Origin of the sequence: Actinacidiphila acididurans, assembly GCF_016918855.1 — a bacterium.
GTDB lineage: Bacteria > Actinomycetota > Actinomycetes > Streptomycetales > Streptomycetaceae > Actinacidiphila > Actinacidiphila acididurans.
In genome coordinates this window covers 63,289-85,789 of sequence record NZ_JADKYB010000026.1, presented here as the reverse complement: position 1 = coordinate 85,789, position 22,501 = coordinate 63,289, and the positions used below count along the sequence as shown (strand labels likewise).

Below are 22,501 nucleotides of genomic sequence, written 5' to 3'. Positions count from 1 at the left end.
GGGCCGGGACCCCTCCCGCCGGGGCGTCCGTGCCACCCGGCTCACCCTGCGCGGGCAGCCCAGGGGCCGGCTGGTCCGCCGATGCGTACGGCGTGGCCTGCCCGCCGGGTTGCCGGGAATCCGATGGGTACGGCGAAGCCTCCCCGCCCGGTTGCTGCTGTGAGTCCGATCCGTAGGCCGCGGTCGACCCGCCGGGTTGCTGCGGGTGCGATGCGTGCGGGGGGATCGACTCACCGGGTTGCGGCGGGACCGAGCCGTACCGCTCCGTCGCTCCGCCCGGCTGCTGCTGCGGTTCCGATCCGTACGGCGCCGTCCCCGCGGGCGGCTGCTGCGGCGTGGGGTCGTACGGTGCCGCGGACACTTCGGGTGCGGGCGACGGGTCCGGTGTGGGCGCCGCTTCCGGAGCCGGTGCGTACGGCGCCGGCGCGTAGTGCGCGGCGAAGGCCTGGGCGTCCCAGCGGCCGCCGAGTTCGGGGGCCAGCCAGTCGGCGGCGGCGGCGCGGAAGGCCGCGGGGGAGAGGGCGGCGGCCCGCTCGGGCAGGGCGCCGAGCAGCGGGGCGTTGGCCGCGACCGGCAGGTCGGCGATGTTGCAGCGCTCGGCCAGGCCCGGGTCGGGCGCCCAGGAACCGATGATCACGCCCAGGCAGATGACCTTCCGTGCGGCCAGCGCCTCCGCGGTCAGCGCGGTGGCGTTGAGGGTGCCCAGCCCCGCGGGGGCGACCAGCAGCACCCGCGCGCCCATCAGCGCCGCCGTGTCCGCCAGGGTCGAGCCCTTCTCGTCGTAGCGGACCAGCAGCCCGCCCGCCCCCTCGACCAGGACCACGTCGTGGACCGCGGCCAGCTTGGCCGCCGCCTCGGCGATCTCCTCGGGCCCCACGGGGTTGCGGCCCGACCGCAGCGCGGCCGTCACGGGCGCCAGCGGCTCCGGGTAGCGGGCCAGTTCGGCCGCGGTCACTGGACCGGCGAGCCGGGCCACCTCGGCGGCGTCGCCGGGCTCGTGCTCGGCCACCCCGGTCTGCGCGGGCTTGAGCACCGCCACACTGAGCCCCTGCGCCAGCGAGGCCGCGGCCACCGCCGCCGTGGCGACCGTCTTGCCGACTTCGGTGCCCGTCCCCGTCACGACCACGATGGCCATGCGCCGCTCCCTTCCTCGTGCCTGTCTTCGTACTGCGACGTTCTGCGTCGCGCCGCTACCCGCCCACGACGCGGCCAAGCGTCACCCACATGGGTGATTGTGGTCACGGGCGGCGCCGACCGGACCCCGTCCGGCCGGCCCGGAACTCACCCCTGCGCCGCCGCCGCGACCACCGCGGCGCAGATCCGCGCCACGTCGTCGTCCCCGGTGACATAGGGCGGCATGGTGTAGACGAGGTCCCGGAAGGGCCGCAGCCACACCCCTTCCCGCACCGCGGCCCGGGTGGCCGCCGCCATGTCCACCTCGTGGTCGAGCTGGACCACCCCGATCGCGCCGAGGACGCGCACGTCCTTCACGCCCGGCACCTCGGCCGCCGCGGCCAGCCCGTCGCGCAGACCGGTCTCGATGCGCTTGACCTCCTGCGCCCAGTCCTGGTCCAGCAGCAGGCCGATCGAGGCGTCGGCGACGGCCGCGGCCAGCGGGTTGCCCATGAAGGTCGGGCCGTGCGCCAGCACCGGCACCTCGCCGCGGGAGATGCCCTCGGCGACCCGGGAGGTGCACAGCGCCGCCGCCATCGTCAGGTATCCGCCGGTCATGGCCTTGCCGACGCACATCACATCGGGGCTGACCCCGGCGTGGCCGGCCGCGAACAGCTCCCCGGTACGGCCGAAACCGGTGGCGATCTCGTCGAAGACCAGCAGCACGTCGTGCTCGTCGCACGCCTCGCGCAGCACCCGCAGATAGCCGGGGGAGTGGAAGGCCATGCCGCCGGCGCCCTGCACCACCGGCTCCACGACCACCGCGGCCACCTCGTGCGCGTGCCGGGCGATCGTCTCCCGCAGGTGCCGCTCGTACGCCGGGTCCACCGGCGCGTCGAAGCCTCGAGGCGGGGCGTCGGCGAACACCTGCCGGGGCAGCACGCCCGACCACAGCTCGTGCATGCCGCCCTCGGGGTCGCACACCGACATCGGCTGCCAGGTGTCGCCGTGATAGCCGCCGCGCCAGGTCAGCAGCCGGTGCTTGTCGCCGCGCCCCCGCGAGCGCCAGTACTGCAGGCACATCTTGACCGCGACCTCGACCGAGACCGAGCCGGAATCGGCGAGGAAGACATGCCGCAGCGGCTCGGGGGTGATCTCCACCAGCCGGGCGGCCAGCCGGACCGCCGGCTCGTGGGTGAGCCCGCCGAACATCACATGGCTCATCCGGCCGAGCTGGCCGCGTACCGCCTCGTCCAGCACCGGGTGCCGGTAGCCGTGGATCGCCGACCACCACGAGGACATGCCGTCCACCAGCTCGGTGCGGCCCTCGGCGGGCGCGGCCAGCCGCAGCCGCACCCCGGCGGCCGACGCCACCACCAACGGCTCCTGCCGGCCGGGCATCGGCCCGTACGGGTGCCAGACGTGCTGCCGGTCCAGGGCCAGCAGCACGTCGGGGGCGAGACCGCCGGAATCGGGCGCGGCGTCGGACGTGCCGGGAGCGGACGTGCGGGGGCGCAGCGGATCAGGCATTGGGCGGCAGATCCGTACCCGCACCCCGGCGGCGGACCGCGACCAGATCGGTACGCGGACCCGCCGGACCGGTGGCTGCCGCAACCGGGGCAGCGGCCGCGGCCACCGGCTCGGCCACCGCCGCGACTGCCGCGACCGGCTCGGCGGCGCTCTCCGCGTGACCACAGATCCCGCCCTCGTGCGTACCGCAGGCCCCGCCCTCGTGCCCGCCGCAGCCGGACGCGCCGTGCGAGCCGCAGCCCGCGTCCGCGGCGGCCCGGTGCGCGGGCAGCGTGGTGGTGTCCGCGCCCTCCACCTCGAACCCGGCGTCGGTGATCATGTCCAGGTCGGCCTTGCCCGCCTGGCCCTCGCTGGTCAGGTAGTCGCCCAGGAAGATCGAGTTGACCAGGTGCAGCGCCAGCGGCTGCATCGAGCGCAGGTGCACCTCGCGCCCGCCGGCCAGCCGGACCTCGACGTCCGGGCAGACGAACCGGACCATCGCCAGGATCCGCAGGCAGCGCTGCGGGGTGAGGTTCCACTCCTTGGCCAGCGGGGTGCCCTCGAAGGGGATCAGGAAGTTGACCGGCACCGAGTCCGGGTCCAGCGCGCGCAGCGCGAACACCACGTCCACCAGGTCCGCGTCGCTCTCGCCCATGCCCGCGATCAGCCCGGAGCAGGCGGACAGCCCGGCCGCCTGCGCCTGCTGCACCGTGTCCACCCGATCGGCGTACGTGTGGGTGGTGGTGATAACGCCGTAGGTTCCCTCGGACGTGTTCAGGTTGTGGTTGTACGCGTCGGCGCCCGCGGCCTTCAGCTTCTCGGCCTGGCCGGCGGAGAGCAGCCCGAGGCACGCGCACACCTCGACGTCCTCGTTGTCCGCCTTGATCGCCTCGATCGTGCGGGAGACCCGGTCGACGTCCCGGTCGGTCGGCCCGCGGCCGCTGGCCACCAGGCACACCCGCTTGGCGCCGCCCGCGACCCCCGCGTTCGCCGCGGCCACCGCGTCGTCGGCCTTGAGCCAGGAGTACTTCAGAATGTCCGCGGTCGAGCCCAGCCGCTGCGAGCAGTACGAGCAGTCCTCCGGGCACAGCCCCGATTTGAGGTTCACCAGGTAGTTCAGCTTGACCCGGCGCCCGAACCACTGACGGCGCACCCGGCCGGCCGCGGCCACCACGTCGAGCAGTTCGTCGTCGGAGGTCGCCAGGACGGCCAGTGCCTCGTCCCGGGTGGGCAGCTCGCGTCGCAGCCCCTTGTCCACGAGAGTGGTCAGCAGATCCATGAGGGCGATCCTTGCCTACCCGGGTGCCCGCGGCCAATGCCCGACCCCACAACGGGGGTGTCGCGGATTGTGGCCATCACCACACCGGGTACAGGTGTGGGTTGTGGGTACGGTGCCGGAGCCGACTCGCGTCCGATCGTCACGAACCGGGGGACTCCTGTGAACCGCACGCCGACCGCCGGGCTGCCCGGCCCCTTCGACCGGCTGCGGCAACAGGCCGCCGTCCGCGACGCGGCGGGGCTCACCCGCCGGCTGCGCCCGCGCCCGGCCGGCTCGCCGCTGCTGGATCTGGCCGGCAACGACTACCTGGGCCTGGCCCGGCACCCGGACGTCACGGCCGCGGGGGCGCAGGCGTGCCTCGACTGGGGCGGGGGCTCGACGGGCTCCCGGCTGGTGACCGGCAGCACCGCGCTGCACGCCGAACTCGAGGCTGAAATCGCCGAGTTCACCGGCTTCGAGGCGGCCCTGGTGTTCGCCTCCGGCTACGCGGCCAACATCGCCGCGGTCACCTCGCTGGGCGGGCCTGGCACCCTGCTGGCCTCCGACGCCGCGAACCACGCCTCCCTGATCGACGGCTGCCGGCTGTCCCGGGCCGAGCGGGAGGTGGTCCGGCACGGTGACCCGGAGGCGCTGCGCAAGGCGCTGGCCGGGCACGACGGGCCGGCTCTGGCGATCACCGAATCGGTCTTCTCGGTCGACGGCGACGCGGCCCCGCTGGCCGCACTCGCCGCGGTGTGCCGGGAGTTCGGGGCCGGGCTGGTGGTGGACGACGCGCACGGGCTGGGCGTGCTCGGCGACGGCGGCCGCGGCGCCCTCCACGCGGCGGGTCTGGCCGGGGCGCCCGACGTGGTGGCCACGGCCACCTTGTCCAAGTCGCTGGGCGCCCAGGGCGGGGTGGTGCTCGGTCCCGCGGTCGTCATCGAGCACCTGGTCAACGTCGCCCGTACGTTCATCTTCGACACCGGGCTCGCGCCGGCCGCGGCCGGCGCGGCGCTGGCCGCGCTCGGGGTGCTGCGCCGGGAGCCGGAGCGGGCGGTACGGGCGCGGGGCGCCGCGCGAACCTTCCACGAACTGCTGACCGCGGCCGGGTTGGACGCGACCGCGCCGGACGCGTGCGTGGTGTCGGTCCGCGCGCCCTCGCCGGAGGCCGCGGTGGCGTGGGCGCAGCGCTGCCGCGAGGACGGCCTGTCGGTGGGCTGCTTCCGTCCGCCGTCCGTGCCCGACGGGATCTCCCGGCTGCGGCTGACCGCTCGCGCCGACCTGACGGAGGAGCAGATCCGGGGAGCGGTGGACGTCATTGTGCGCACCGCGCCCCCGGAGTGACCCGCGGGCGGACCCGGTTCCGGCCGGCCGGACGACGGCAGGACGGCTACGGAATCAGCGGCGGGCTGTTGCGGTGAGCTCGGCCGGGCTCACACCCGGCCGAGCTCACCGTCCGACAGCTCCCTGACGAACTGCGACCAGGCGTGCGGAGTGAACAGCAGCGCCGGGCCGTCGGCGTCCTTGGAGTCGCGGACCGCGAGCTGCCCGGACGCCAGCAGCGCGGTTTCCACGCAGTTGTTCGCCGCCGTGCTGTGGCTGCTGCGCCGCCACGTCACGCCGGAAAGGGTGGTGCTGGAGGAAACGTACCGGGACAGCGTTCTCATGATGCCTCCTTTGTGCGGCAGTTGGTACCTGCGGAAGTACAACGAGCCACTCGCCGGTGCGTTTTCGGTGATTTTTCGGCTGATTCCGGTCGGCCAGGATCAACCCGACAACTCGGCCCGGAGCTCGGCGATCATTGCCGCCGACTCCTCGTACGGAAGAGCGCGGTCCTGCAATCGGGCGAACGCGGCTCCGTACGCCTCGATGTCTTCCTTCCGATCGACATAAAGACTACTCGTCAAATGGTCGACAACAACCACGTCCAGATCGGAGGTGTTCGGAAAGGAGAACACAACGAACGAACCTGTAACTCCCATGTGTCCGCCGGCGGTGAAGGGCAGCACCTGAAGCCGTACCTGGGGCAGCTTGGCGGCCTCCTCCAGGGCGCGCAGCTGGCCCGCCATCACCTCCGGGCCGCCGACGCTGCGCCGCAGCACCGCCTCGTCCAGCACTGCTTCCAGTTCCAGCGGCGGGTCCTGGTGCAGCACCGCCTGACGGGCTATCCGCACCCGTACCAGCGCGTCCACTTCGCGCCGGCTGAGCTGCGGCATGACGTCCCTGGTGAGCGCCTCGGCATAGGCGGGGGTCTGGAGCAGCCCGGGCACCACCGAGTTCTCCATCGAGCGGGCCCGGCTCGCGCCGGTCTCCAGGCTGATGAAGTCCCGGTACTCCACCGGCAGCACGTCCCGGAAGTCGTGCCACCAGCCGCGCTGGTAGCCGTTGCCGGCCAACGTGGCCAGCAGGTCGCGCAGGTCGCGGTCGCGCACGGCGTAGACGTCCAGCAGCACCGTGACGTCCTCCGCGCGTACGCTGCTGCGGCCGGTCTCGATCCGGCTGACTTTCGACTGGTGCCAGCCGGCCAGACCCGCGGCCTCGCCACTGGTGAGCCCGGCCAGATCGCGCAGCCGGCGCAGCTCCTCACCGAGTCTGCGCCGGCGTACGGCGGGAACTCGTTCCATGTTCCTCGCGCCTCCTGAAGTGAGCGGTTCCGGCCGACAAGGGCCGATACGACAGTGTGCCGACCAAATGCGTTCTCACGTAGCAGAGTTCACCGTTTCGAGCGACAGATATATGCATTGCTCGCTGGATCGTCCGTAATGGCGGCACGATGAGTGGCACTCTGGCGCGAACCAGCCGCATCGGGACCCGCCCCGCGGCGCGCCCGCACCGGAGTCCGGTCACGGCGGGAAAGGGAACAGCGTCGCCATGGCAGATCTTCAGGAAGCATCCGTCACCCTGCCGAGCGACCCGGCCTCGGTGACGACGGCCCGGCGTTACGTGTGCGCCCTGCTGGCCGAGTGGGGACTGCCGCCCGACGCCCCAGCGGTGGACTCGGTCCGGCTGATCGTCTCCGAACTCACCACCAACGCGGTGCTGCACACCTGCGGCCTGTCGCCCACCTTCACCGTGGACGTACGGCTGGAGCGCTCGGAGGAACTGCACATCGGTGTCACCGACAGCCATCCGCGCTGGCCGCGCCCGCTGCCGGCCGCCGTCCAGCAGGACAACGGCCGCGGCATGGTCATCATCCGGCACCTGACCGTCGAGTCCGGCGGCCGGCTCGAGGTCGTCCCGACCGAGGAGGGCGGCAAGACGGTGTGGATCAGCCTGCCCTGGGCGGTGCCGGTGGTGTGAGCCCCGGGGCGGCGGGCCGGTGCCACCCGCCGCTCCGGTCCCGGCCGGTCACTTGACCCGGCCGTACCAGACGCTGCGGGTCCAGATCTTCTCCAGGCGGACCCGGGAGCCGGTCTTGGGGGCGTGCCAGATGCGGTTGTTCCCCGCGTAGATCCCGACGTGGTACACGCCCGAACCCGAGTGGAAGAACACCAGGTCGCCCAAATGGCGGGAACCGGCCGAGATGTGGCGCGTGCTGTTGTACTGCTCCGCGGCGGTGCGCGGCAGCTTCTTGCCCGCACGCTTGAACGAATACAGCGTCAGCCCCGAGCAGTCGAAGCGGTTGGGACCGCTGGCCCCCCACTGGTACGGCGAGCCCTGCTTGGAGGCGGCCACGTCGAGCGCCCGCAGGGACAGGGTGGCCGCCTCGGCCTGCTGGGCGGTCTCCGGCAGCAGCGAGGGCACCGTGACGGCCGCCGCGGTGAGCACGGAGGCCGCCCCGATCCGGGACAGCCGGGCGGACACGCCGTGCGCGGGGGTGGATCGGTGGAGCGCGGTCATGCGCGACCCTTCGTCGTCCGCCTGCGAAGGATGACCTGTCGGGTTCGGGCAGGCGAAGATGCCCGGCCCCGCGGGACGCGCTCGGCGCGCCGCGCGGCGGCTTCACCCCAAGGGGCGGCCCGGACGCGTGGTCCGGGCCGGCCCCGTCGTGCTGGGTCCTCCGCTCCTGCCGGGTGCGCTCGTGTCGACCGGGCATCCGCGCGGCGGCAGGACTGGGCGTCCGCGCGGACCGCCCCGCCACGGTGGCGGGGGCTTGTCGTCACCACGGATGGTTACGCACACGGCGGGCTCGTGCGGGGACTAAAACGCCGGATGTGAGTCTGATCACCCCTGCGCCGTCCGGGCGGACCTTCCCTGCCCGGCCCGTCGGCCCGACTCCGGCCCACCGGCCTGACCTGGGAAGACGTCGGCCCGACCGGCCCGTGCCAGTCGACACGCGCAAATCGGCGCCGAGTTGCGCGATCGCGCGGGATAGGCCAACGGGCTGATCGCGTGTCGGGCGCGTCGTGTCGGCGCGGCGCCGCAGCGTGACCGGCGCTCGGCAGCCGCCGATCGCCGGGCGGTCGAGGCCGTGGAAGCGCCGTCCGCTGTGTCCGTACGCCGCGTGTCCCGCCGGCAAGACGAACCGACCGTCGGTTCAGCGCCGCGGCGGCTCCTTGGGTTCCGGCGCCACCGCGACCAGGCCCGAGCGCCGCTCCCCGTCCAGCACCCGAAGCGCGCGGCCCAGCGTGGCGTGGTGCAACTCGGTCTCGCCGCGCATGTGCATCACGGTCAGCGCCTCCTTGAGCGCCGCCGCCCGGGCGACCAGCGCCTGCGCGGCCCGCAGCGCGCCGTAGGTGTCACGGGCCCGGGACGGGTTGATCCGGCCCAGCAGGTCCACGACCTCCAGATAGCAGTCCACCAGTTCGCCCTCGGAGCGGGTGAGAGCGGGCAGCGGTGGCGGTTCCGGCAGCATCGGCGGTCACCGCAGTCCGGTCGGCCGGCCGCCCTTGCGGCTGGTGGTCAGCCGGTCCACCAGGCCGTAGCCGAGCGCGCCCTCGGCGTCGAAGAGCTTGTCCCGCTCGATGTCGGCGCGCACCCGCTCCACCTCCTGCCCGGTGTGCCGGGCGAGCAGCTCCTCCAACTGCTCCCGGGTGCGCAGCAGCTCCCGGGCCTGGATCTCCAGGTCCGACACGTCGCCCTGCACGGCCTCGGCCATCCGCGGCTGGTGGATCAGCACCCGCGCCCCCGGGGTGATCATCCGCTTGCCCGGGGCGCCGGCCGCCAGCAGCACCGCCGCGGCCGAGGCGGCCTGCCCGATGCACACCGTCGCCACGTCGCAGGTGACGAACTGCATGGTGTCGTAGATCGCCGTCATCGCCGGGTACGAGCCGCCGGGCGAGTTGATGTAGAGGTGCACGTCCTGCTCGGGCGCGGCGCTCTCCAGGTGGATGAGCTGGGCCATCACATCGTTGGCGGACGTGTCGTCGATCTGTGTGCCGAGGAAGACGATCCGTTCCTGGAGCAGCTTGGAGTACGGATCCATGGTCCGCACACCGGTGCTGCTGCGCTCGGTGAACTCGGGCAGCACATAGCGGGCGGTCGGTTCTGACATCGTGCGCGCACCTCCAGCGGGGCCCCGGCCCCTTGATCAGCCATCGAGTCAAAATGTACAGGACGTACATCCCGTTATGATGGGGAGCATGACCCATGACGTCCCGGTCACACAAGCGCGGGCCCAGCTCGCCGAGCTCATCAACCGCGTGGTCTACGGCGGTGAGCAGGTGGTGCTGACCCGCCACGGCAAGCCCCTGGTTGCCCTGGTCTCCGCCGCTGACCTGCAACGACTCCGCGATCTCGACGAGGCCGCGGAGGAGCAGGTGATCAGTACGGTGTCCACCGCGGTAGCCCGTCCGTCCGCCACGGGCGAACGGCGCCGGTTCGGCATCGCCGCCCGGCACGACGACCCGGCCCCCGGTGACCACCGCCCGTAACGGGAGTTAACGCGCCCGTAACCACGCCGAACTAGTCTCCGGATCTCTGCCGGTTCCTGACGACGGTGAGGTGTGGCTGTGCAATTGACCCCGCACGAGCAGGAACGGCTGCTCATCCATGTCGCCGCCGACGTGGCCGAACGCCGCCGCGCCCGGGGACTGCGGCTCAACCACCCCGAGGCGATCGCCCTCATCACCGCCCACATCCTGGAGGGCGCCCGGGACGGGCGGACCGTCGCCGAGCTGATGTCCTCCGGCCGTACCGTCCTCACCCGCGCCGACGTCATGGACGGCATCCCCGAGATGATCCACGACGTGCAGGTCGAGGCCACCTTCCCGGACGGCACCAAGCTCGTCACCGTCCACCAGCCGATCGTCTGAGGGGCGGCCACCGTGATCCCCGGAGAGATCCTTTACGCGGACGACACCGTGCCGCTCAACGCCGGCCGCGAGGTCACCCGGCTGACCGTGCTCAACGCCGCCGACCGCCCGGTCCAGGTCGGCTCCCACTACCACTTCGCCGAGGCCAACCCGGGCCTGCGCTTCGACCGGGCCGCCGCCCGCGGCCTGCGGCTGAACATCCCCGCCGGCACCGCCGTCCGCTTCGAGCCCGGCATCCCGGCCGAGGTCGAACTCGTCCCCATAGGCGGCCTGCGGGTGGTCCCCGGGCTGCGCGGCGAGACCGGGGGTCCCCTCGATGCCTGAACTGGCGCGTTCCGTATACGGCGCCCTGTACGGGCCCACCACCGGTGACCGGATCCGGCTGGCCGACACCGACCTGCTGATCGAGGTCGAACGCGACCTGGCCGGCGGCCCAGGAACGGCCGGCGACGAGGCGGTCTTCGGCGGCGGCAAGGTGATCCGCGAGTCCATGGGCCAGGGCCGGGCCACCCGGGCCGAGGGCGCCCCCGACACCGTGATCACCGGCACGGTGGTGCTGGACCACTGGGGCATCGTCAAGGCCGACATCGGCATCCGCGACGGCCGGATCACCGCCCTGGGCAAGGCCGGCAACCCCGACACCATGGACGGCGTCCACCCCGGCCTCGTCATCGGCCCCGACACCGAGATCATCGCGGGCAACGGGAAGATCCTCACGGCCGGCACCATCGACGCCCACGTCCACTTCATCTCGCCGACCCTGATGCACCAGGCGCTCACCAGCGGCGTCACCACGGTGCTCGGCGGCGGCACCGGGCCGGCCGAGGGCACCAAGGCCACCACCATCACCCCCGGTGCCTGGCACCTGGCGCGGATGTTCGCGGGCCTGGAGGCGTACCCGGTCAACGTCGGCCTGCTCGGCAAGGGCAACACCGTCAACCAGGCCGCGATGCACGACCAGCTGCGGGCCGGCGCGGTCGGCTTCAAGATCCACGAGGACTGGGGGGCCACCCCCGCAGTCATCGACGCCTGCCTGCGGGTGTGCGAGGAGACCGGCGCGCAGCTCGCCATACACACCGACACCCTCAACGAGGCCGGCTTCGTCGAGGACACCCTCGCCGCGATCGCCGGCCGGGGCATCCACGCCTACCACACCGAGGGCGCCGGCGGCGGGCACGCGCCCGACATCATCACGGTGGTCTCGCAGCCGCACGTGCTGCCCTCGTCGACCAACCCGACCCGGCCGCACACCCTCAACACCGTCGAGGAACACCTCGACATGCTGATGGTCTGCCACCACCTCAACCCGACCGTGCCCGAGGACCTGGCCTTCGCCGAGTCCCGGATCCGCCCGTCCACCATCGCCGCCGAGGACGTGCTGCACGACCTCGGCGCGATCAGCATCATCAGCTCCGACTCCCAGGCCATGGGCCGGATCGGGGAGATCGCGCTGCGCACCTGGCAGACCGCGCACGTGATGAAGCGGCGGCGCGGCGCGCTGCCCGGCGACGGACCCGCAGACAACGTCCGGGCCCGCCGCTATGTCGCCAAGTACACGATCAACCCCGCCGTCGCGCAGGGCCTGGACCACGAGATCGGCTCCGTCGAGCCCGGCAAGCTGGCCGACCTGGTGCTGTGGGAACCCGCCTTCTTCGGCGTCAAACCGCTCCTGGTGATCAAGGGCGGCCAGATCGCGTACGCGCAGATGGGCGACGCCAACGCCTCCATCCCCACCCCCCAACCCGTGCTGCCCCGGCCCATGTTCGGCGGCGTCGGTGCCGCCCCGGCCGCCAACTCCGTCAACTTCGTCACCCAGGCGGCCATCGACGACGGCCTGCCCGAACGCCTCGGCCTCGCCAAGCGGTTCACCCCGATCCGCTCGACCCGCGGGGTGCGCAAGGAGCACATGCGCAACAACGACGCCACCCCGGCCGTCGAGGTCGACCCCGACAGCTTCACCGTGACCATCGACGGCGAGGTCGTGGAGCCCGCCCCCGCGGCCGAACTGCCCATGGCCCAGCGGTATTTCCTGTTCTGAGGCGCGGGGCCCGCACCGACGGCCGTTTGGGAGGCGAAATGGACACCGACACCCGGCAGCACCGGGCCGACCCGGTCGGCGACCGCTTCGCCGAGGGCACGCAGGGCGACGCCGATGCGGTCCCTGATCGGCGGGACACCGACGGGCGCGACCTGGCCGGCTCGGGCCGCGGCCGGTCGGCCGACGGTACGCGGCTGCGGGCCGACACGGCTCGCAGCCGGCCGGACGACGGCCTCCAGGACCGGGCCGAACCGACCCGCGGCCGGGCGGACGACGGCGCTCGGCGTCATGCCGACGCGTCCGGGGAACGTCTCGTCGCCCGGCCCACGACGGCTGCCGCCACCGCCTTTCCGGCTGCCATGGCCCCCGGCGGCGCCCCCGCCGGGGGGCGGGCCGCTCTGCTGCTGCTCGCGGACGGTCGCTTCCCGGCCGGCGGCCACGCGCACTCAGGCGGGGCGGAGGCCGCCGTCGCCGACGGGCGGATCCGTGACGCGGGCGGCCTGGCCGCCTTCTGCCGGGGGCGGCTGCACACCACTGGACTGGTCGCCGCCGCACTGGCCGCGGCGGCGACCGCACCCGAGGCGGATCCGGCCGGCCTGGACGAGGCCGCCGACGCCCGCACGCCCTCCGTGGCGCTGCGCACCGTCTCGCGCCGCCTGGGGCGGCAACTGCTGCGAGCGAGCCGGGCGGTGTGGCCGCACCCGGCCCTCGACGCCCTCGCCGCGGCCTTTCCCCGGGGCGCCCATCAGCCGGTGGTCCTCGGCGTCACCGCCCGCGCGGCCGGCCTCGGACCGCTGGACGCCGCGTACACCGCCGCGTACGAGTCGGTCGGCGGCCCGGCCACCGCCGCCGTACGCCTGCTCGGCCTCGACCCGTTCGAGGCCACCGCCGTCCTGGCCCGGCTGGCCCCGGAGATCGACCACATCGCGGGCACTGCGGCGGAACAGGCCGCCCGGATCCCCGCCGAGGGCACCGGCGTGCTGCCCGCCGCCTCCTCGCCGCTGCTCGACATCGCCGCCGAGCAGCACGCCACCTGGCCCGTCCGGCTGTTCGCGTCATGAGCGGCACGAGCCGCATGAGCCGCGGCCCTGGCGAACCGCCGGCCCTCCGCCGTTCGCATCGCTCGAGAACGAAGGCCCCCACCCGGTCCACGAATGCCCGGTCCACGAATGCCCGGTCCACGAACGGAGCTGACACCCATGCACCTCGACCACCCCGAGATCTACCCCGAGCGGTACGCCCACTCCGTCCCGTCCGGCCCGCGCGCGCTGCGGATCGGGCTCGGCGGCCCGGTCGGGTCCGGCAAGACCGCCACCGTCGCCGCCCTGTGCCGAAAACTGCGCGAGGACCTGGCCATCGGCGTCGTCACCAACGACATCTACACCCGCGAGGACGCCGACTTCCTGCTGCGCAACGCGGTGCTGCCCGCCGAGCGGATCGTCGCCGTGGAGACCGGCGCCTGCCCGCACACCGCCATCCGGGACGACATCTCGGCCAACCTGGAGGCCGTGGAGGAGCTGGAGAGCGCGGTGGGACCGCTGGACCTGGTGCTGGTCGAGTCCGGCGGGGACAACCTGACCGCGACCTTCTCCCGGGGCCTGGTGGACGCCCAGATCTTCGTCATCGACGTGGCCGGCGGCGACGACATCCCCCGCAAGGGCGGCCCCGGCGTCACGACCGCCGACCTGCTGGTGGTCAACAAGATCGACCTGGCCCCGTACGTGGGCGCCGACCTGGACCGGATGGCCCGGGACGCGGCCGCGCAGCGCGGCGACCTGCCGGTGGTGTTCACCTCGGTGGCCCGGGACGGCGGGATCGAGCCGGTGGCGGCCTGGATCGGCGAGCGGCTGGCCGCCTGGACCCCGGCGGCGGTGTGACGCCCGGCCGGGACCGGGGGGTACGGGCGCTGGCCCGGATCGGCGCGGCCGCCGCCGCGCACGGCACCGTCCTGCCGCTGCTGGCCGGCCAGGCACCGCTGGCCCCGCGGCGCACCCCCGTGCCCGGCGAGCCACGCGCGGCCGGCGTCACCCTGGTCGGCGCGATGAGCGGCCCGCTCGGCGGCGACCGGCTGCGCGTCGAGTGCGAGGTCGGGCCGGGCGCGCGGCTGGTGGTCGGCGCCGCGGCCGCCACCGTCGCGCTGCCCGGACCGTACGGCGACGAGGCCGCCTACGACGTACGGCTGACGGTGGACGGCGACGGATCCCTGGACTGGCTGCCGCAGCCGCTCATCGCCGCCCGAGGCAGCATCCTGCGGGCCACCACCCGAGTGGAGCTCGCGCCCGCGGCCCGGCTGCTGCTGCGCGAGGAGCAGATCCTCGGCCGGCACGCGGAGGACAGCGGCCGCCTGGTCTCCCGGCTCACCGTGCACGTCGGCGGCCGTCCGCTGCTGGACCAGGAACTCGCCTTCGGCCCCGGCGTCCCCGGCACGGCCGGCACCCTCGGCGACCACCGGGCGGTGGGTCAGCTCCTCCTGGTGGACCCGGCGTTCGGCCCCGCCCCGGCCCGACCCCACGTCATCGGCGACCGGGCCGGCGGCGGCGCCCGGGCCGCGGTGACCCCGCTGGCCGGCCCCGGTGCCCTGATCAGCGCGATCGCCCCGGACGGCCTGCTCCTGCGCCGCGTCCTGGACGAGGCACTCGCCGCACTGACCGCCCGGCACCCCGACTTCGGCCAACAATCACACTTTGATGAAGAATCACCCGCTCGGCCTGTTCACAGCGAACACACAGGGGAAAGGATTCGCACCTGATCACTGTGACCACCGTGGCCACGAGCCACGGCCGAGCAGGGGGAGGTTCGCACCGTGAGACGCACGCTCGTGCTCGTCTCGGCCGGCGCCCTGATCGCGGGGGCGGTCGCCGCCGCACCCGCGGCGACCGCCACGACCGCGCCGGAGCCCGGCGCACGGCCCGCATCACAGGCCGCCGCGTACACCGGCATGTCCGCCCTCGCCGTACCGGAGACGGCGGGTGAGGCGATCGCCGCGGCCACCGCCGGCCGTACGGGCATCGACTGGGCCGCCTGCCCCGACGGGTGGGGCCTGGCCGCACCCGTGCAGTGCGGCTGGGTGACCGTGCCCGTCGACTACGCCCACCCGTTCGGCGCCAGTATCAAGCTCGCCGTGGACCGGGCCGTCGGCACCGGCACCCCCGCCGAACACCAGGGCGCCCTGGTCTACAACCCCGGCGGCCCCGGCGGATCGGGCCTGCGCTTCCCGCTCCGGCTCACCACCGGCAGCGCGCTGTGGAAGAACACCGCCAAGGCGTACGACTTCGTCGGCTTCGACCCGCGCGGCGTCGGCCACTCCGCGCCCATCTCCTGCCAGGACCCGCAGGAGTTCGTCAAGGCCCCCAAGCCCGACCCGGTGCCCGACGACGAGGCCGACAAGCTCGCCCAGCGCAAGCTCGCCAAGGAGTACGCCGACGGCTGCCTGGAGCGCACCGGCGCCGCGACGCTCTCCCAGATGACCACCGTCAACACCGCCCGCGACCTGGACGTCATCCGGGCCGCGCTGGGCGAGCGCAAGCTCAACTACCTCGGCGTGTCCTACGGCACGTACCTCGGAGCGGTGTACGCCACGCTCTTCCCCGGCCACCTGCGCCGCATGATCGTGGACAGCGTGGTCGACCCCGCCCGGGACCAGATCTGGTACCGCAACAACCTCGACCAGGACGTCGCCTTCGAAGGACGCTGGGCGGACTGGGAGACCTGGGTCGCGAAATACGACTCCGTCTACCACATCGGCGACACCCCGGCGAAGGTCCAGGCGAAGTGGCTGGAACTGCGGGCCGCCGCCAAGGCGCACCCGATCGGCGGCGTCGTCGGCCCCGCCGAGCTCCTCGGCTTCTTCCAGAACGCGCCCTACTACGACTCCATGTGGACCACCGTGGCCGGCGTGTGGAGCAGCTACCTCGCCGGCGACACCCAGGCCCTGGTGGACGCGGCAGGTCCCGACCTGTCCGACACCGCTGGCAACATCACCGCGGAGAACGGCAACGCCGTCTACACCGCGGTGGAGTGCACCGACGCCAAGTGGCCCACCAGCTGGCATGTCTGGGACCGGGACAACACCGCGCTGAACGCCCAGTACCCGTTCCTGACCTGGGCCAACGCCTGGCTCAACCTGCCGTGCGCGACCTGGCCGGTGCGGCAGCAGAATCCCGTGCGGGTGCACACCGGTCCTGGCCTGCCCGGCGTGCTGATCGTCCAGAGCACCCGCGATGCCGCGACCCCGTACCCCGGCGCCGTGGACCTGCACGGGCGCCTGGACGGCTCGCGGCTGATCACCGAGCAGGACGCGGGCTCGCACGGCGTCACCAACCTGACCAACCCGTGCATCAACTCCCGCGTCGACGCCTACCTCCTCAAGGGCACGCTCGACGCGCAGGACGTGACGTGCGGGCCGCACGCCACGCCCGTACCGGCCGGGGCCAAGTGACGGGCCCCGTGACCGAAAGGCACTGACCGCCCGAGCCGTGGGCCCCGCCCCCCGGGACGGGGCCCACCGCGCGGGACGGGCTCAGCCCGCGATCGCCTCGACGCGCGGCGCGGTGATCCGCACGTAGTCCTTCACCGACAGCGCCAGCGAACGGTCCAGCCGGGCCGCGTTGAAGAAGATCTCCTCGTGAGTGAGCAGCTCCGGGTCCACCACCAGTTCCAGGCGCTCGTCGAAGGAGAACGGCAGCACGGTGCCGCTGACACTGCCGGCCAGCCGCTCGGCGATGTCCCGGGAGGCGAACGACACGTAGGTGCCCTCCAGCAGTGCCTTGACCGCGGCCAGGTCCACCCGCCGGTCGCCGGGCACCACCGCCAGCACGTAACGGGTCACCTTCTTGCCGACCTTGACCATCACCACGATGCACTTGGCCGCCTGCGCCAGGTTGTTGCCGCGCAGTTCGCTGACCACCTCGGTGGCGCCCTCCGGCGCGTGATCGATGGTCCGGTACTGCGCGCCCTGCTCGTCCAGCAGCGCGATCAGCCGGTCGTACGTCTCGTGCTCGCTCATACCCGCGTGTGTCGCCCTTCTCGTCCGGTCACCGCCGGCCGCCGGGCGCGGCCGGGGTGGTGAAGGCGGCCTCGAACGCCGCCCGGGTGGGGGAGTCCGGCCGCCGGTCCAGCACCGCGAAGACCACCTCGTCGACCAGGGCCGTGAAGTCCCCGTCCCCGATGAGCAGTCCGGCGAAGGCACCCGCCACCGTGGCCGGGTCGTTCTGGAACACCCCGCAACCCCAGGCGCCCAGCACCAGCCGCCGGTAGCCGCCCGCGACCGCCACCTCGAGCACCCGCCGGGCCCGCTCGCGCAGCGCGGGCGCGATCAACTCCACCCTGTCCGGCATCGTACGCGCGATCACTCCGGCATTGGGCGCGGGACAGGTCAGGAAGCCCGCCTCGTACGGCGTGTCGAGCAGGGCGCCGCGGTCGTCCCGGAAGACCGGCACGGCGGGGGAGAAGATGACGCGGTCGCTGTAGAACGGGTCCCGGTGCTCGCGGTGGTACGTGTAGTACTCGGGGGCGCCCAGCAGGCACCGGTACAGCGCGGAGGCCCGGCACACCGCTTCCTCCTGCGCCTGGGCGCCGTTCAGGTAACCGCCGCCGGGATTGCGGGCGGAGGCGAAATTGAGCACGGCCACCGGCCCGGACCCCTCCGCGGTCAGCCGCCCGGCCGCCTTCGTGCTGGACTCCGGCGTCACCGTGCAGCGGGCGCCCACGCCCCGCGGCACATCCGGCGGCAGCGGCACGGCCTGCGGCCCGAACAGCCGGGTCCCGTCGGCCGCCGCGGCCACCGCGTCCGCCAGCGGGACGAACCGGCCCGCCGGACCGGTGTAGCCGCCCTCGTCCAGGATCCGTTCGTTCTCGGCGGCGATGTTCCGCAGGCGTGCGCTCATGGTTGTTGACGCTACGGGCGCCGCGCCGGGCCGCGCCAGCCGATTACGGGCGCGGGCTCGATCACGGTTTCGGGCTCAGGACCTGCCGCGCCGCAGCCTGGCGGTGGGGCCCTGCGGCGACAGCGCCTGCTGTTCGGCCTTCACCTCGCCCGCGTAGCGGTCCACGTACTCCTGGCCGGACAGGTTCATGATCTCGTACATGATGTGATCGGTGACCGAGCGCAGCACCACCCGCTCCTCGGCCGCGCCGGCGAACCGGCTGAAGTCCAGCGGCTTTCCGAAGCGGATGGTGATCCGGCCGAGCTTGGGGAACGCCCGCCCTGGCGGCTGGAGTTCGAAGGTGCCGACCATCGCGCACGGAATGACCGGCACGCCCGCGCGCAGTGCCATCACCGCGACACCCGTACGCCCCCGGTACAGCCGTCCGTCGTGGGACCGGGTGCCCTCCGGGTAGATGCCGAGCAACTCGCCCTGGGACAGCACCCCCAGGCCCGCCTCGATCGCCGACTGCGCGGCCTTGCCGCCGGACCGGTCCACCGGGATCTGGCCCACGCTGCGGAAGAACGCCGCCGTCAGCCGGCCCTTGAGCCCCGGCCCGGTGAAGTACTCCGCCTTCGCCAGAAAGGTGATCCGGCGCGGGAGTATCGCCGGCATCACGAAGTGGTCCGAGAAGGACAGGTGATTGCCCGCCACGATCGCGGCACCCGTCTCGGGGATGTTCTCCACGCCCTCGATCCGGGGCCGGAAGAAGAGCCGCAACCACGGCCCGAGGATCACGTATTTGAGCACACGGTAGAACACGCCCGCAGGGTAGTGCCCGCGCGCACACCGTGACCAGAAGCCTCATTGCCCTGCCGGGCGAAGCGCCGCGAGCGGTTCCCGTCGGGCCGTGAAAGGGCCTCAGCCGCGCGGCGGGCGCAGCAGCAGGACGCCGGCCGTGCACAGGCCGAGCACCACCCAGCCGGACCACAGCAGGGCGTCGGCGCCGATCACCAGGCTGTCGAGGACCACCAGGACCAGGCAGACGAGGGTGCAGGCGGTCATGACCTTCGCGGAATCGGGCACGGCACCCTCCTTCCGGACGCCCGGAACGTCCCGGACACCCCGGCCGGCCGGGCCCGCCCCGCGGCGGCCCTTCCCCGGGCGGCCCGTTCCTCATGGTGAACCGGGCACCGCCACCCGCGCTACCACTCCCCGTCGCTCACCCGGCCGGGGTCGTCGTCACCGAGGTGCTGGACCTGGTGCGGGCCCGGCGGCACCCACGGGGTCTGGTCGTCGCCCAGCCAGTCGCCGACCGGCTTGACGTCCGCCAGCGGGTCGGCCGCCGGCAAATCGGCGGCATCCGCGTCGTAGTAGTCGTACCAGGGCAGGCCCGCGGTGGTGTAGGCGGCCCGGTCCACCGGTGAGGACGGCGCCGGCTCCCCGGTGATGTCCTGCCACTGCGGGGCCGTCGCCAAGTGGACGAAGATCCGCCCGGACGGCTCGGCGCGCCAGTCGGTCAGCGGGCGCTCGTCCCGGTAGACCTCCTGCCGCATCCGCCCGCCCGCGCCCAGGCCCATGGCGGGCGCGGCGCGGGTCAGCCGCGGTGCCGGCACTGCGGCCGCCGTCGGGACCGGTCCGCCCGGTGCGCCGGACGCCATGGGCTCGGGCGGCGGCAGGAAGGCCCGCTCCCGCTCGCGCTCGGCGGCCTGCCACCGCCCCAGCGCCTGCTCGCCGAGCTCGAACACCTGCAACTGCACCCCGCCCCAGACCTCCTCGCCGGAGACCTGGCCCTCCACGGTCGCCCCGAGCCCGAGTGGCACCGCCACGAACTGCCGGATCGTGCCCTGCCCGGAGTTGATGCCGTCCAGCCACGGCTGGCGCGGCAGCACCAGGTAGTTCTGCGGGTCCCGGGAGAGCCGGTCGCTCCACGGCTTGCCGGACACCGCGCACACCTTGCCCGCGCCGACCTGGAGGGCGGCCGGCCGGGGAGCGGAGAAGCTCAGCCACATGGCCTCGCGCTGGTAGACCGGCAGCAGCACCCCGCCGTGCGCCAGCCACTGCGCGGGGACCCTGTCCGGGTAGTCCTGCACCCGGCGCAGCGGGAAGGTGCCGAGCCCGGGCGGCAACGGGTGGGTGCCCGTCTCCGGCAGGCGCAGCGTCCGCATGAACCGGACCACGACCCCGCCCGGCAACTCCACCGCCGACGTCGTGATCCGTACCTGCCCGCCCATCCAGGGCCCCCCTTGTCGTGTGCGTTCGGCCGCGCCGGCCGTCCGTCAGCCGCGCTGGCGCGCCTGGAGCGAGGCCAGGTACGCGTTGTACGCCACCAGCTCCGCGTCGCCGTCCCGGTCCGCCGCGCGGTCCTTGCGGCGCGCCTGGCGCTGCTCGGAGGTGTACCACTGGAACAGCAGCGCCACCAGAACGATGACCGACGGGATCTCGCTGAACGCCCAGGCGATGCCACCGGCCGCCGTCTGGTCGTTCAGCGCGTCGATGCCCAGCGACACCGGCGGGTGCTTGAAGGTCGACACCATCGGCTCGCTGGCCATCATCAGCGCGATGCCGAAGAACGCGTGGAAGGGCATCCCCGCGAACAGCTCCAGCATCCGCATCACGTACCCCGGCCGGTTCGGGCCCGGGTCCACGCCCATGATCGGCCAGAAGAACACCAGGCCCACCGCCAGGAAGTGCACCATCATCGCGATGTGCCCGGCCCGGCTGCCCATCAGGTCGTCGAACAGCGGCGTGAAGTACAGCCCGTACAGGCTCGCCACGAACAGCGGGATGGTGAACGCCGGGTGGGTGATCACCTGGAGGTAGCGGCTGTGCAGCAGCTTCACCAGCAGCTCGCGCGGCCCGATGCGGCCCGCTCCGGCGGTCGGCAGCGCCCGCAGCGCCAGCGTGACCGGCCCGCCCAGCAGGATCAGCAGCGGCGAGAGCATGCTGAGGATCATGTGCTGCACCATGTGCACGCTGAACATGACCATGCCGTAGTCGTTGAGCCTGGTGCACATGGTCACGCCCACGGTCAGCACGCCGAGCGCGAAGGAGATCGTACGGCCCACCGGCCAGCGGTCGCCGCGGCGCCGCAGCCGCAGCACCCCCCACCCGTACAGCGCCAGCAGCAGCACGCACAGCACCAGGAAGAACGGGTCGTTGCTCCAGCCCAGACCGCGGCCGAGGGTGAAGGGCGGCAAGTCCATGTGCATGCCGGGCATGCCGTGTCCGCCGAAATCCATCCGCCGCTCCTTCGCCCGTTGTGTCCGCACCAGAGTAGAACCGCCCCCGGCCGGGGATGCGGCCGGGGGCGGTTCGGGATGTCCGGGTCGGCGCCGTGGTACGGCGCGTCGCGGCGGGTGCGGTCAGCGGGTCACAGGACGCACTCGGCCTCTATGTAGCGCTCCGGCGGTACCGTCTTGAGCTCCTCGACGGCCTCGCTCAGCGGCACCAGGGTGATCTCGGTGCCGCGCAGCGCGGTCATCATGCCGAACTGCTCGCGGTGCACGGCCTCCACCGCGTGCCAGCCGAACCGGGTGGCGAGCACCCTGTCGTACGCGGTCGGGGTGCCGCCGCGCTGCACGTGGCCGAGGATGACCGGGCGGGCCTCCTTGCCCAGCCGCTCCTCCAGCTCCACCGAGAGCTGGTTGGCCACGCCGGTGAACCGCTCGTGCCCGTAGACGTCCTTGGAGCCGGAGGTGAAGTCCATGGTGCCCGGGCGCGGCTTGGCGCCCTCGGAGACCACCACTATGGCGAACTTCTTGCCCGCCTCGAAGCGCTCCCCGACCACCTTGGCCAGCTCCGCCACGTCGAACGGCCGCTCCGGCACCAGGATGGCGTGCGCGCCGGCCGCCATGCCGGCGTGCAGCGCGATCCACCCGGTGTGACGGCCCATGACCTCCACGATCAGCACCCGCTGGTGCGACTCCGCGGTGGTCTTCAGCCGGTCCAGCGCCTCGGTGGCCACCATGACCGCGGTGTCGAAGCCGAAGGTGACATCGGTGGACGCGATGTCGTTGTCGATGGTCTTGGGCACCCCAAGGATCGGCAGGCCCGCGTCCGACAGCAGCCGGGCCGCCTTCAGGGTGCCCTCACCGCCGATCGGGATGATCGCGTCAAGACCGAGGTCGGAGACATGTCCCTTCGCGGTGTCCACACCGCCGCGCAGGTGTTCGGGCCGCACCCGGGAGGAACCGAGGATGGTCCCGCCGCGGGCCAGGATGCCGCTCACCGCATCGAGATCGAGCTTGCGGTAGTCGCATTCGAGCAGGCCCTTCCACCCGTCGTGGAAACCGATGACCTCGTCACCGTGATCCACGACGGCGCGGTGCACCACGGACCGTATGACGGCGTTCAGCCCGGGGCAGTCGCCGCCGCTGGTCAGCACACCAATACGCATTGCTCTGAACACTCCTGCACTCGACCGGGCGGCCGGACCCCGTCGTCCGGTGGTGTCGTCGTCAGCTTACCCAGCCGGGCCGTGGAGCCTCCACGGCGACCGGAGTGCGGACATCTGACCATTGCT

24 protein-coding genes and 1 pseudogene are annotated in these 22,501 nt (G+C 73.3%); 10 read left to right on the top strand and 15 right to left on the bottom strand.

Features of this window, described 5'->3' with window-relative positions; genetic code table 11:
• Nucleotides 1-424 precede the first annotated feature (424 nt).
• The 3 genes and pseudogenes from bioD to bioB all read right to left on the bottom strand — a co-directional run.
• Nucleotides 425-1,135 (bottom strand): annotated as a pseudogene (gene bioD / locus ITX44_RS41845) (dethiobiotin synthase); the annotation flags it as partial.
• 146 nt (nucleotides 1,136-1,281) lie between these two features.
• Nucleotides 1,282-2,643 (bottom strand): adenosylmethionine--8-amino-7-oxononanoate transaminase, encoded by a 1,362-nt coding sequence (locus ITX44_RS34350; protein ID WP_205362777.1) that lies wholly within the window; start codon nucleotides 2,641-2,643, stop codon nucleotides 1,282-1,284.
• The gene (gene bioB, locus ITX44_RS34345; RefSeq protein ID WP_205362776.1) at nucleotides 2,636-3,901 is read right to left on the bottom strand and encodes a biotin synthase BioB; all 1,266 of its coding nucleotides are present in this window, start codon (nucleotides 3,899-3,901) and stop codon (nucleotides 2,636-2,638) included. Before bioB ends, ITX44_RS34350 begins: the two co-directional genes overlap by 8 nt.
• 183 nt (nucleotides 3,902-4,084) lie before the next feature.
• Here bioB and ITX44_RS34340 point away from each other — a divergent pair, with 183 nt between their 5' ends.
• Complete coding sequence (locus ITX44_RS34340) at nucleotides 4,085-5,224, top strand: 8-amino-7-oxononanoate synthase (RefSeq protein WP_236062217.1); 1,140 nt, start codon at nucleotides 4,085-4,087, stop codon at nucleotides 5,222-5,224.
• An 89-nt stretch (nucleotides 5,225-5,313) separates the two neighbouring features.
• Here ITX44_RS34340 and ITX44_RS34335 read toward each other — a convergent pair whose 3' ends face one another.
• Together ITX44_RS34335 and ITX44_RS34330 are read right to left on the bottom strand one after the other, a co-directional pair.
• Nucleotides 5,314-5,547, bottom strand: coding sequence for a DUF397 domain-containing protein (locus tag ITX44_RS34335; protein ID WP_205362766.1), 234 nt, complete (start codon nucleotides 5,545-5,547; stop codon nucleotides 5,314-5,316).
• 99 nt (nucleotides 5,548-5,646) lie between these two features.
• Nucleotides 5,647-6,504 (bottom strand): helix-turn-helix domain-containing protein, encoded by an 858-nt coding sequence (locus tag ITX44_RS34330; RefSeq protein ID WP_205362764.1) that lies wholly within the window; start codon nucleotides 6,502-6,504, stop codon nucleotides 5,647-5,649.
• Between the two features lie 247 nt (nucleotides 6,505-6,751).
• Here ITX44_RS34330 and ITX44_RS34325 point away from each other — a divergent pair, with 247 nt between their 5' ends.
• Nucleotides 6,752-7,180, top strand: a complete 429-nt coding sequence (locus ITX44_RS34325; protein WP_205362762.1) for an ATP-binding protein — start codon at nucleotides 6,752-6,754, stop codon at nucleotides 7,178-7,180.
• A gap of 48 nt (nucleotides 7,181-7,228) precedes the next feature.
• Here the strand turns inward: ITX44_RS34325 and ITX44_RS34320 are convergent, their stop codons facing one another.
• The 3 genes from ITX44_RS34320 to ITX44_RS34310 all read right to left on the bottom strand — a co-directional run bounded on the left by ITX44_RS34320 (nucleotide 7,229) and on the right by ITX44_RS34310 (nucleotide 9,314).
• On the bottom strand, nucleotides 7,229-7,720 hold the full coding sequence (locus tag ITX44_RS34320; protein ID WP_205362760.1) for a C40 family peptidase: 492 nt from the start codon (nucleotides 7,718-7,720) through the stop codon (nucleotides 7,229-7,231).
• Between the two features lie 637 nt (nucleotides 7,721-8,357).
• The gene (locus ITX44_RS34315) at nucleotides 8,358-8,675 is read right to left on the bottom strand and encodes a hypothetical protein (protein ID WP_205362758.1); all 318 of its coding nucleotides are present in this window, start codon (nucleotides 8,673-8,675) and stop codon (nucleotides 8,358-8,360) included.
• Between the two features lie 6 nt (nucleotides 8,676-8,681).
• On the bottom strand, nucleotides 8,682-9,314 hold the full coding sequence (locus ITX44_RS34310) for an ATP-dependent Clp protease proteolytic subunit (RefSeq protein WP_205362756.1): 633 nt from the start codon (nucleotides 9,312-9,314) through the stop codon (nucleotides 8,682-8,684).
• 88 nt (nucleotides 9,315-9,402) lie between these two features.
• On the opposite strand from ITX44_RS34310, the gene ITX44_RS34305 reads away from it, so the two are divergent.
• The 8 genes from ITX44_RS34305 to ITX44_RS34270 all read left to right on the top strand — a co-directional run bounded on the left by ITX44_RS34305 (nucleotide 9,403) and on the right by ITX44_RS34270 (nucleotide 16,550).
• The gene (locus ITX44_RS34305; protein ID WP_205362755.1) at nucleotides 9,403-9,693 is read left to right on the top strand and encodes a type II toxin-antitoxin system Phd/YefM family antitoxin; all 291 of its coding nucleotides are present in this window, start codon (nucleotides 9,403-9,405) and stop codon (nucleotides 9,691-9,693) included.
• 78 nt (nucleotides 9,694-9,771) lie between these two features.
• Nucleotides 9,772-10,074 (top strand): urease subunit gamma, encoded by a 303-nt coding sequence (locus ITX44_RS34300; RefSeq protein ID WP_205362901.1) that lies wholly within the window; start codon nucleotides 9,772-9,774, stop codon nucleotides 10,072-10,074.
• 12 nt (nucleotides 10,075-10,086) lie between these two features.
• Nucleotides 10,087-10,398, top strand: a complete 312-nt coding sequence (locus tag ITX44_RS34295) for an urease subunit beta (RefSeq protein ID WP_205362754.1) — start codon at nucleotides 10,087-10,089, stop codon at nucleotides 10,396-10,398.
• Nucleotides 10,391-12,112 (top strand): urease subunit alpha, encoded by a 1,722-nt coding sequence (locus tag ITX44_RS34290; protein WP_205362751.1) that lies wholly within the window; start codon nucleotides 10,391-10,393, stop codon nucleotides 12,110-12,112. Before ITX44_RS34295 ends, ITX44_RS34290 begins: the two co-directional genes overlap by 8 nt.
• 359 nt (nucleotides 12,113-12,471) lie before the next feature.
• Nucleotides 12,472-13,173 (top strand): urease accessory protein UreF, encoded by a 702-nt coding sequence (locus tag ITX44_RS34285; RefSeq protein WP_205362899.1) that lies wholly within the window; start codon nucleotides 12,472-12,474, stop codon nucleotides 13,171-13,173.
• A 138-nt stretch (nucleotides 13,174-13,311) separates the two neighbouring features.
• Nucleotides 13,312-13,989 carry an urease accessory protein UreG gene (ureG, locus tag ITX44_RS34280; RefSeq protein WP_205362749.1) on the top strand — a complete coding sequence of 226 codons (678 nt, stop codon included), beginning with the start codon at nucleotides 13,312-13,314 and terminating at the stop codon, nucleotides 13,987-13,989.
• The gene (locus ITX44_RS34275) at nucleotides 13,986-14,861 is read left to right on the top strand and encodes an urease accessory protein UreD (RefSeq protein WP_205362747.1); all 876 of its coding nucleotides are present in this window, start codon (nucleotides 13,986-13,988) and stop codon (nucleotides 14,859-14,861) included. The genes ureG and ITX44_RS34275 overlap by 4 nt, the downstream gene beginning before the upstream one ends.
• A 54-nt stretch (nucleotides 14,862-14,915) precedes the next feature.
• Entirely contained in the window at nucleotides 14,916-16,550 is a 1,635-nt protein-coding gene (locus ITX44_RS34270) for an alpha/beta hydrolase (protein WP_205362745.1), read from the top strand.
• An 81-nt stretch (nucleotides 16,551-16,631) separates the two neighbouring features.
• Here ITX44_RS34270 and ITX44_RS34265 read toward each other — a convergent pair whose 3' ends face one another.
• The 7 genes from ITX44_RS34265 to ITX44_RS34235 form a co-directional block, all read right to left on the bottom strand.
• Entirely contained in the window at nucleotides 16,632-17,117 is a 486-nt protein-coding gene (locus tag ITX44_RS34265; protein WP_205362742.1) for a YbaK/EbsC family protein, read from the bottom strand.
• A 28-nt stretch (nucleotides 17,118-17,145) separates the two neighbouring features.
• The gene (locus ITX44_RS34260; RefSeq protein WP_205362740.1) at nucleotides 17,146-17,997 is read right to left on the bottom strand and encodes a TIGR02452 family protein; all 852 of its coding nucleotides are present in this window, start codon (nucleotides 17,995-17,997) and stop codon (nucleotides 17,146-17,148) included.
• Nucleotides 17,998-18,072: 75 nt separating this feature from the next.
• The gene (locus ITX44_RS34255; protein ID WP_205362738.1) at nucleotides 18,073-18,798 is read right to left on the bottom strand and encodes a lysophospholipid acyltransferase family protein; all 726 of its coding nucleotides are present in this window, start codon (nucleotides 18,796-18,798) and stop codon (nucleotides 18,073-18,075) included.
• Nucleotides 18,799-18,897: 99 nt separating this feature from the next.
• Nucleotides 18,898-19,062 carry a hypothetical protein gene (locus ITX44_RS34250; protein WP_205362914.1) on the bottom strand — a complete coding sequence of 55 codons (165 nt, stop codon included), beginning with the start codon at nucleotides 19,060-19,062 and terminating at the stop codon, nucleotides 18,898-18,900.
• 119 nt (nucleotides 19,063-19,181) lie between these two features.
• Nucleotides 19,182-20,210: a hypothetical protein gene (locus ITX44_RS34245; protein ID WP_205362736.1), complete on the bottom strand. Its 1,029-nt coding sequence runs from the start codon at nucleotides 20,208-20,210 to the stop codon at nucleotides 19,182-19,184.
• Nucleotides 20,211-20,255: 45 nt separating this feature from the next.
• Nucleotides 20,256-21,218, bottom strand: a complete 963-nt coding sequence (locus tag ITX44_RS34240) for a cytochrome c oxidase assembly protein (RefSeq protein ID WP_205362734.1) — start codon at nucleotides 21,216-21,218, stop codon at nucleotides 20,256-20,258.
• 131 nt (nucleotides 21,219-21,349) lie between these two features.
• Nucleotides 21,350-22,375 (bottom strand): 6-phosphofructokinase, encoded by a 1,026-nt coding sequence (locus ITX44_RS34235; protein WP_205362732.1) that lies wholly within the window; start codon nucleotides 22,373-22,375, stop codon nucleotides 21,350-21,352.
• Nucleotides 22,376-22,501 lie beyond the last annotated feature (126 nt).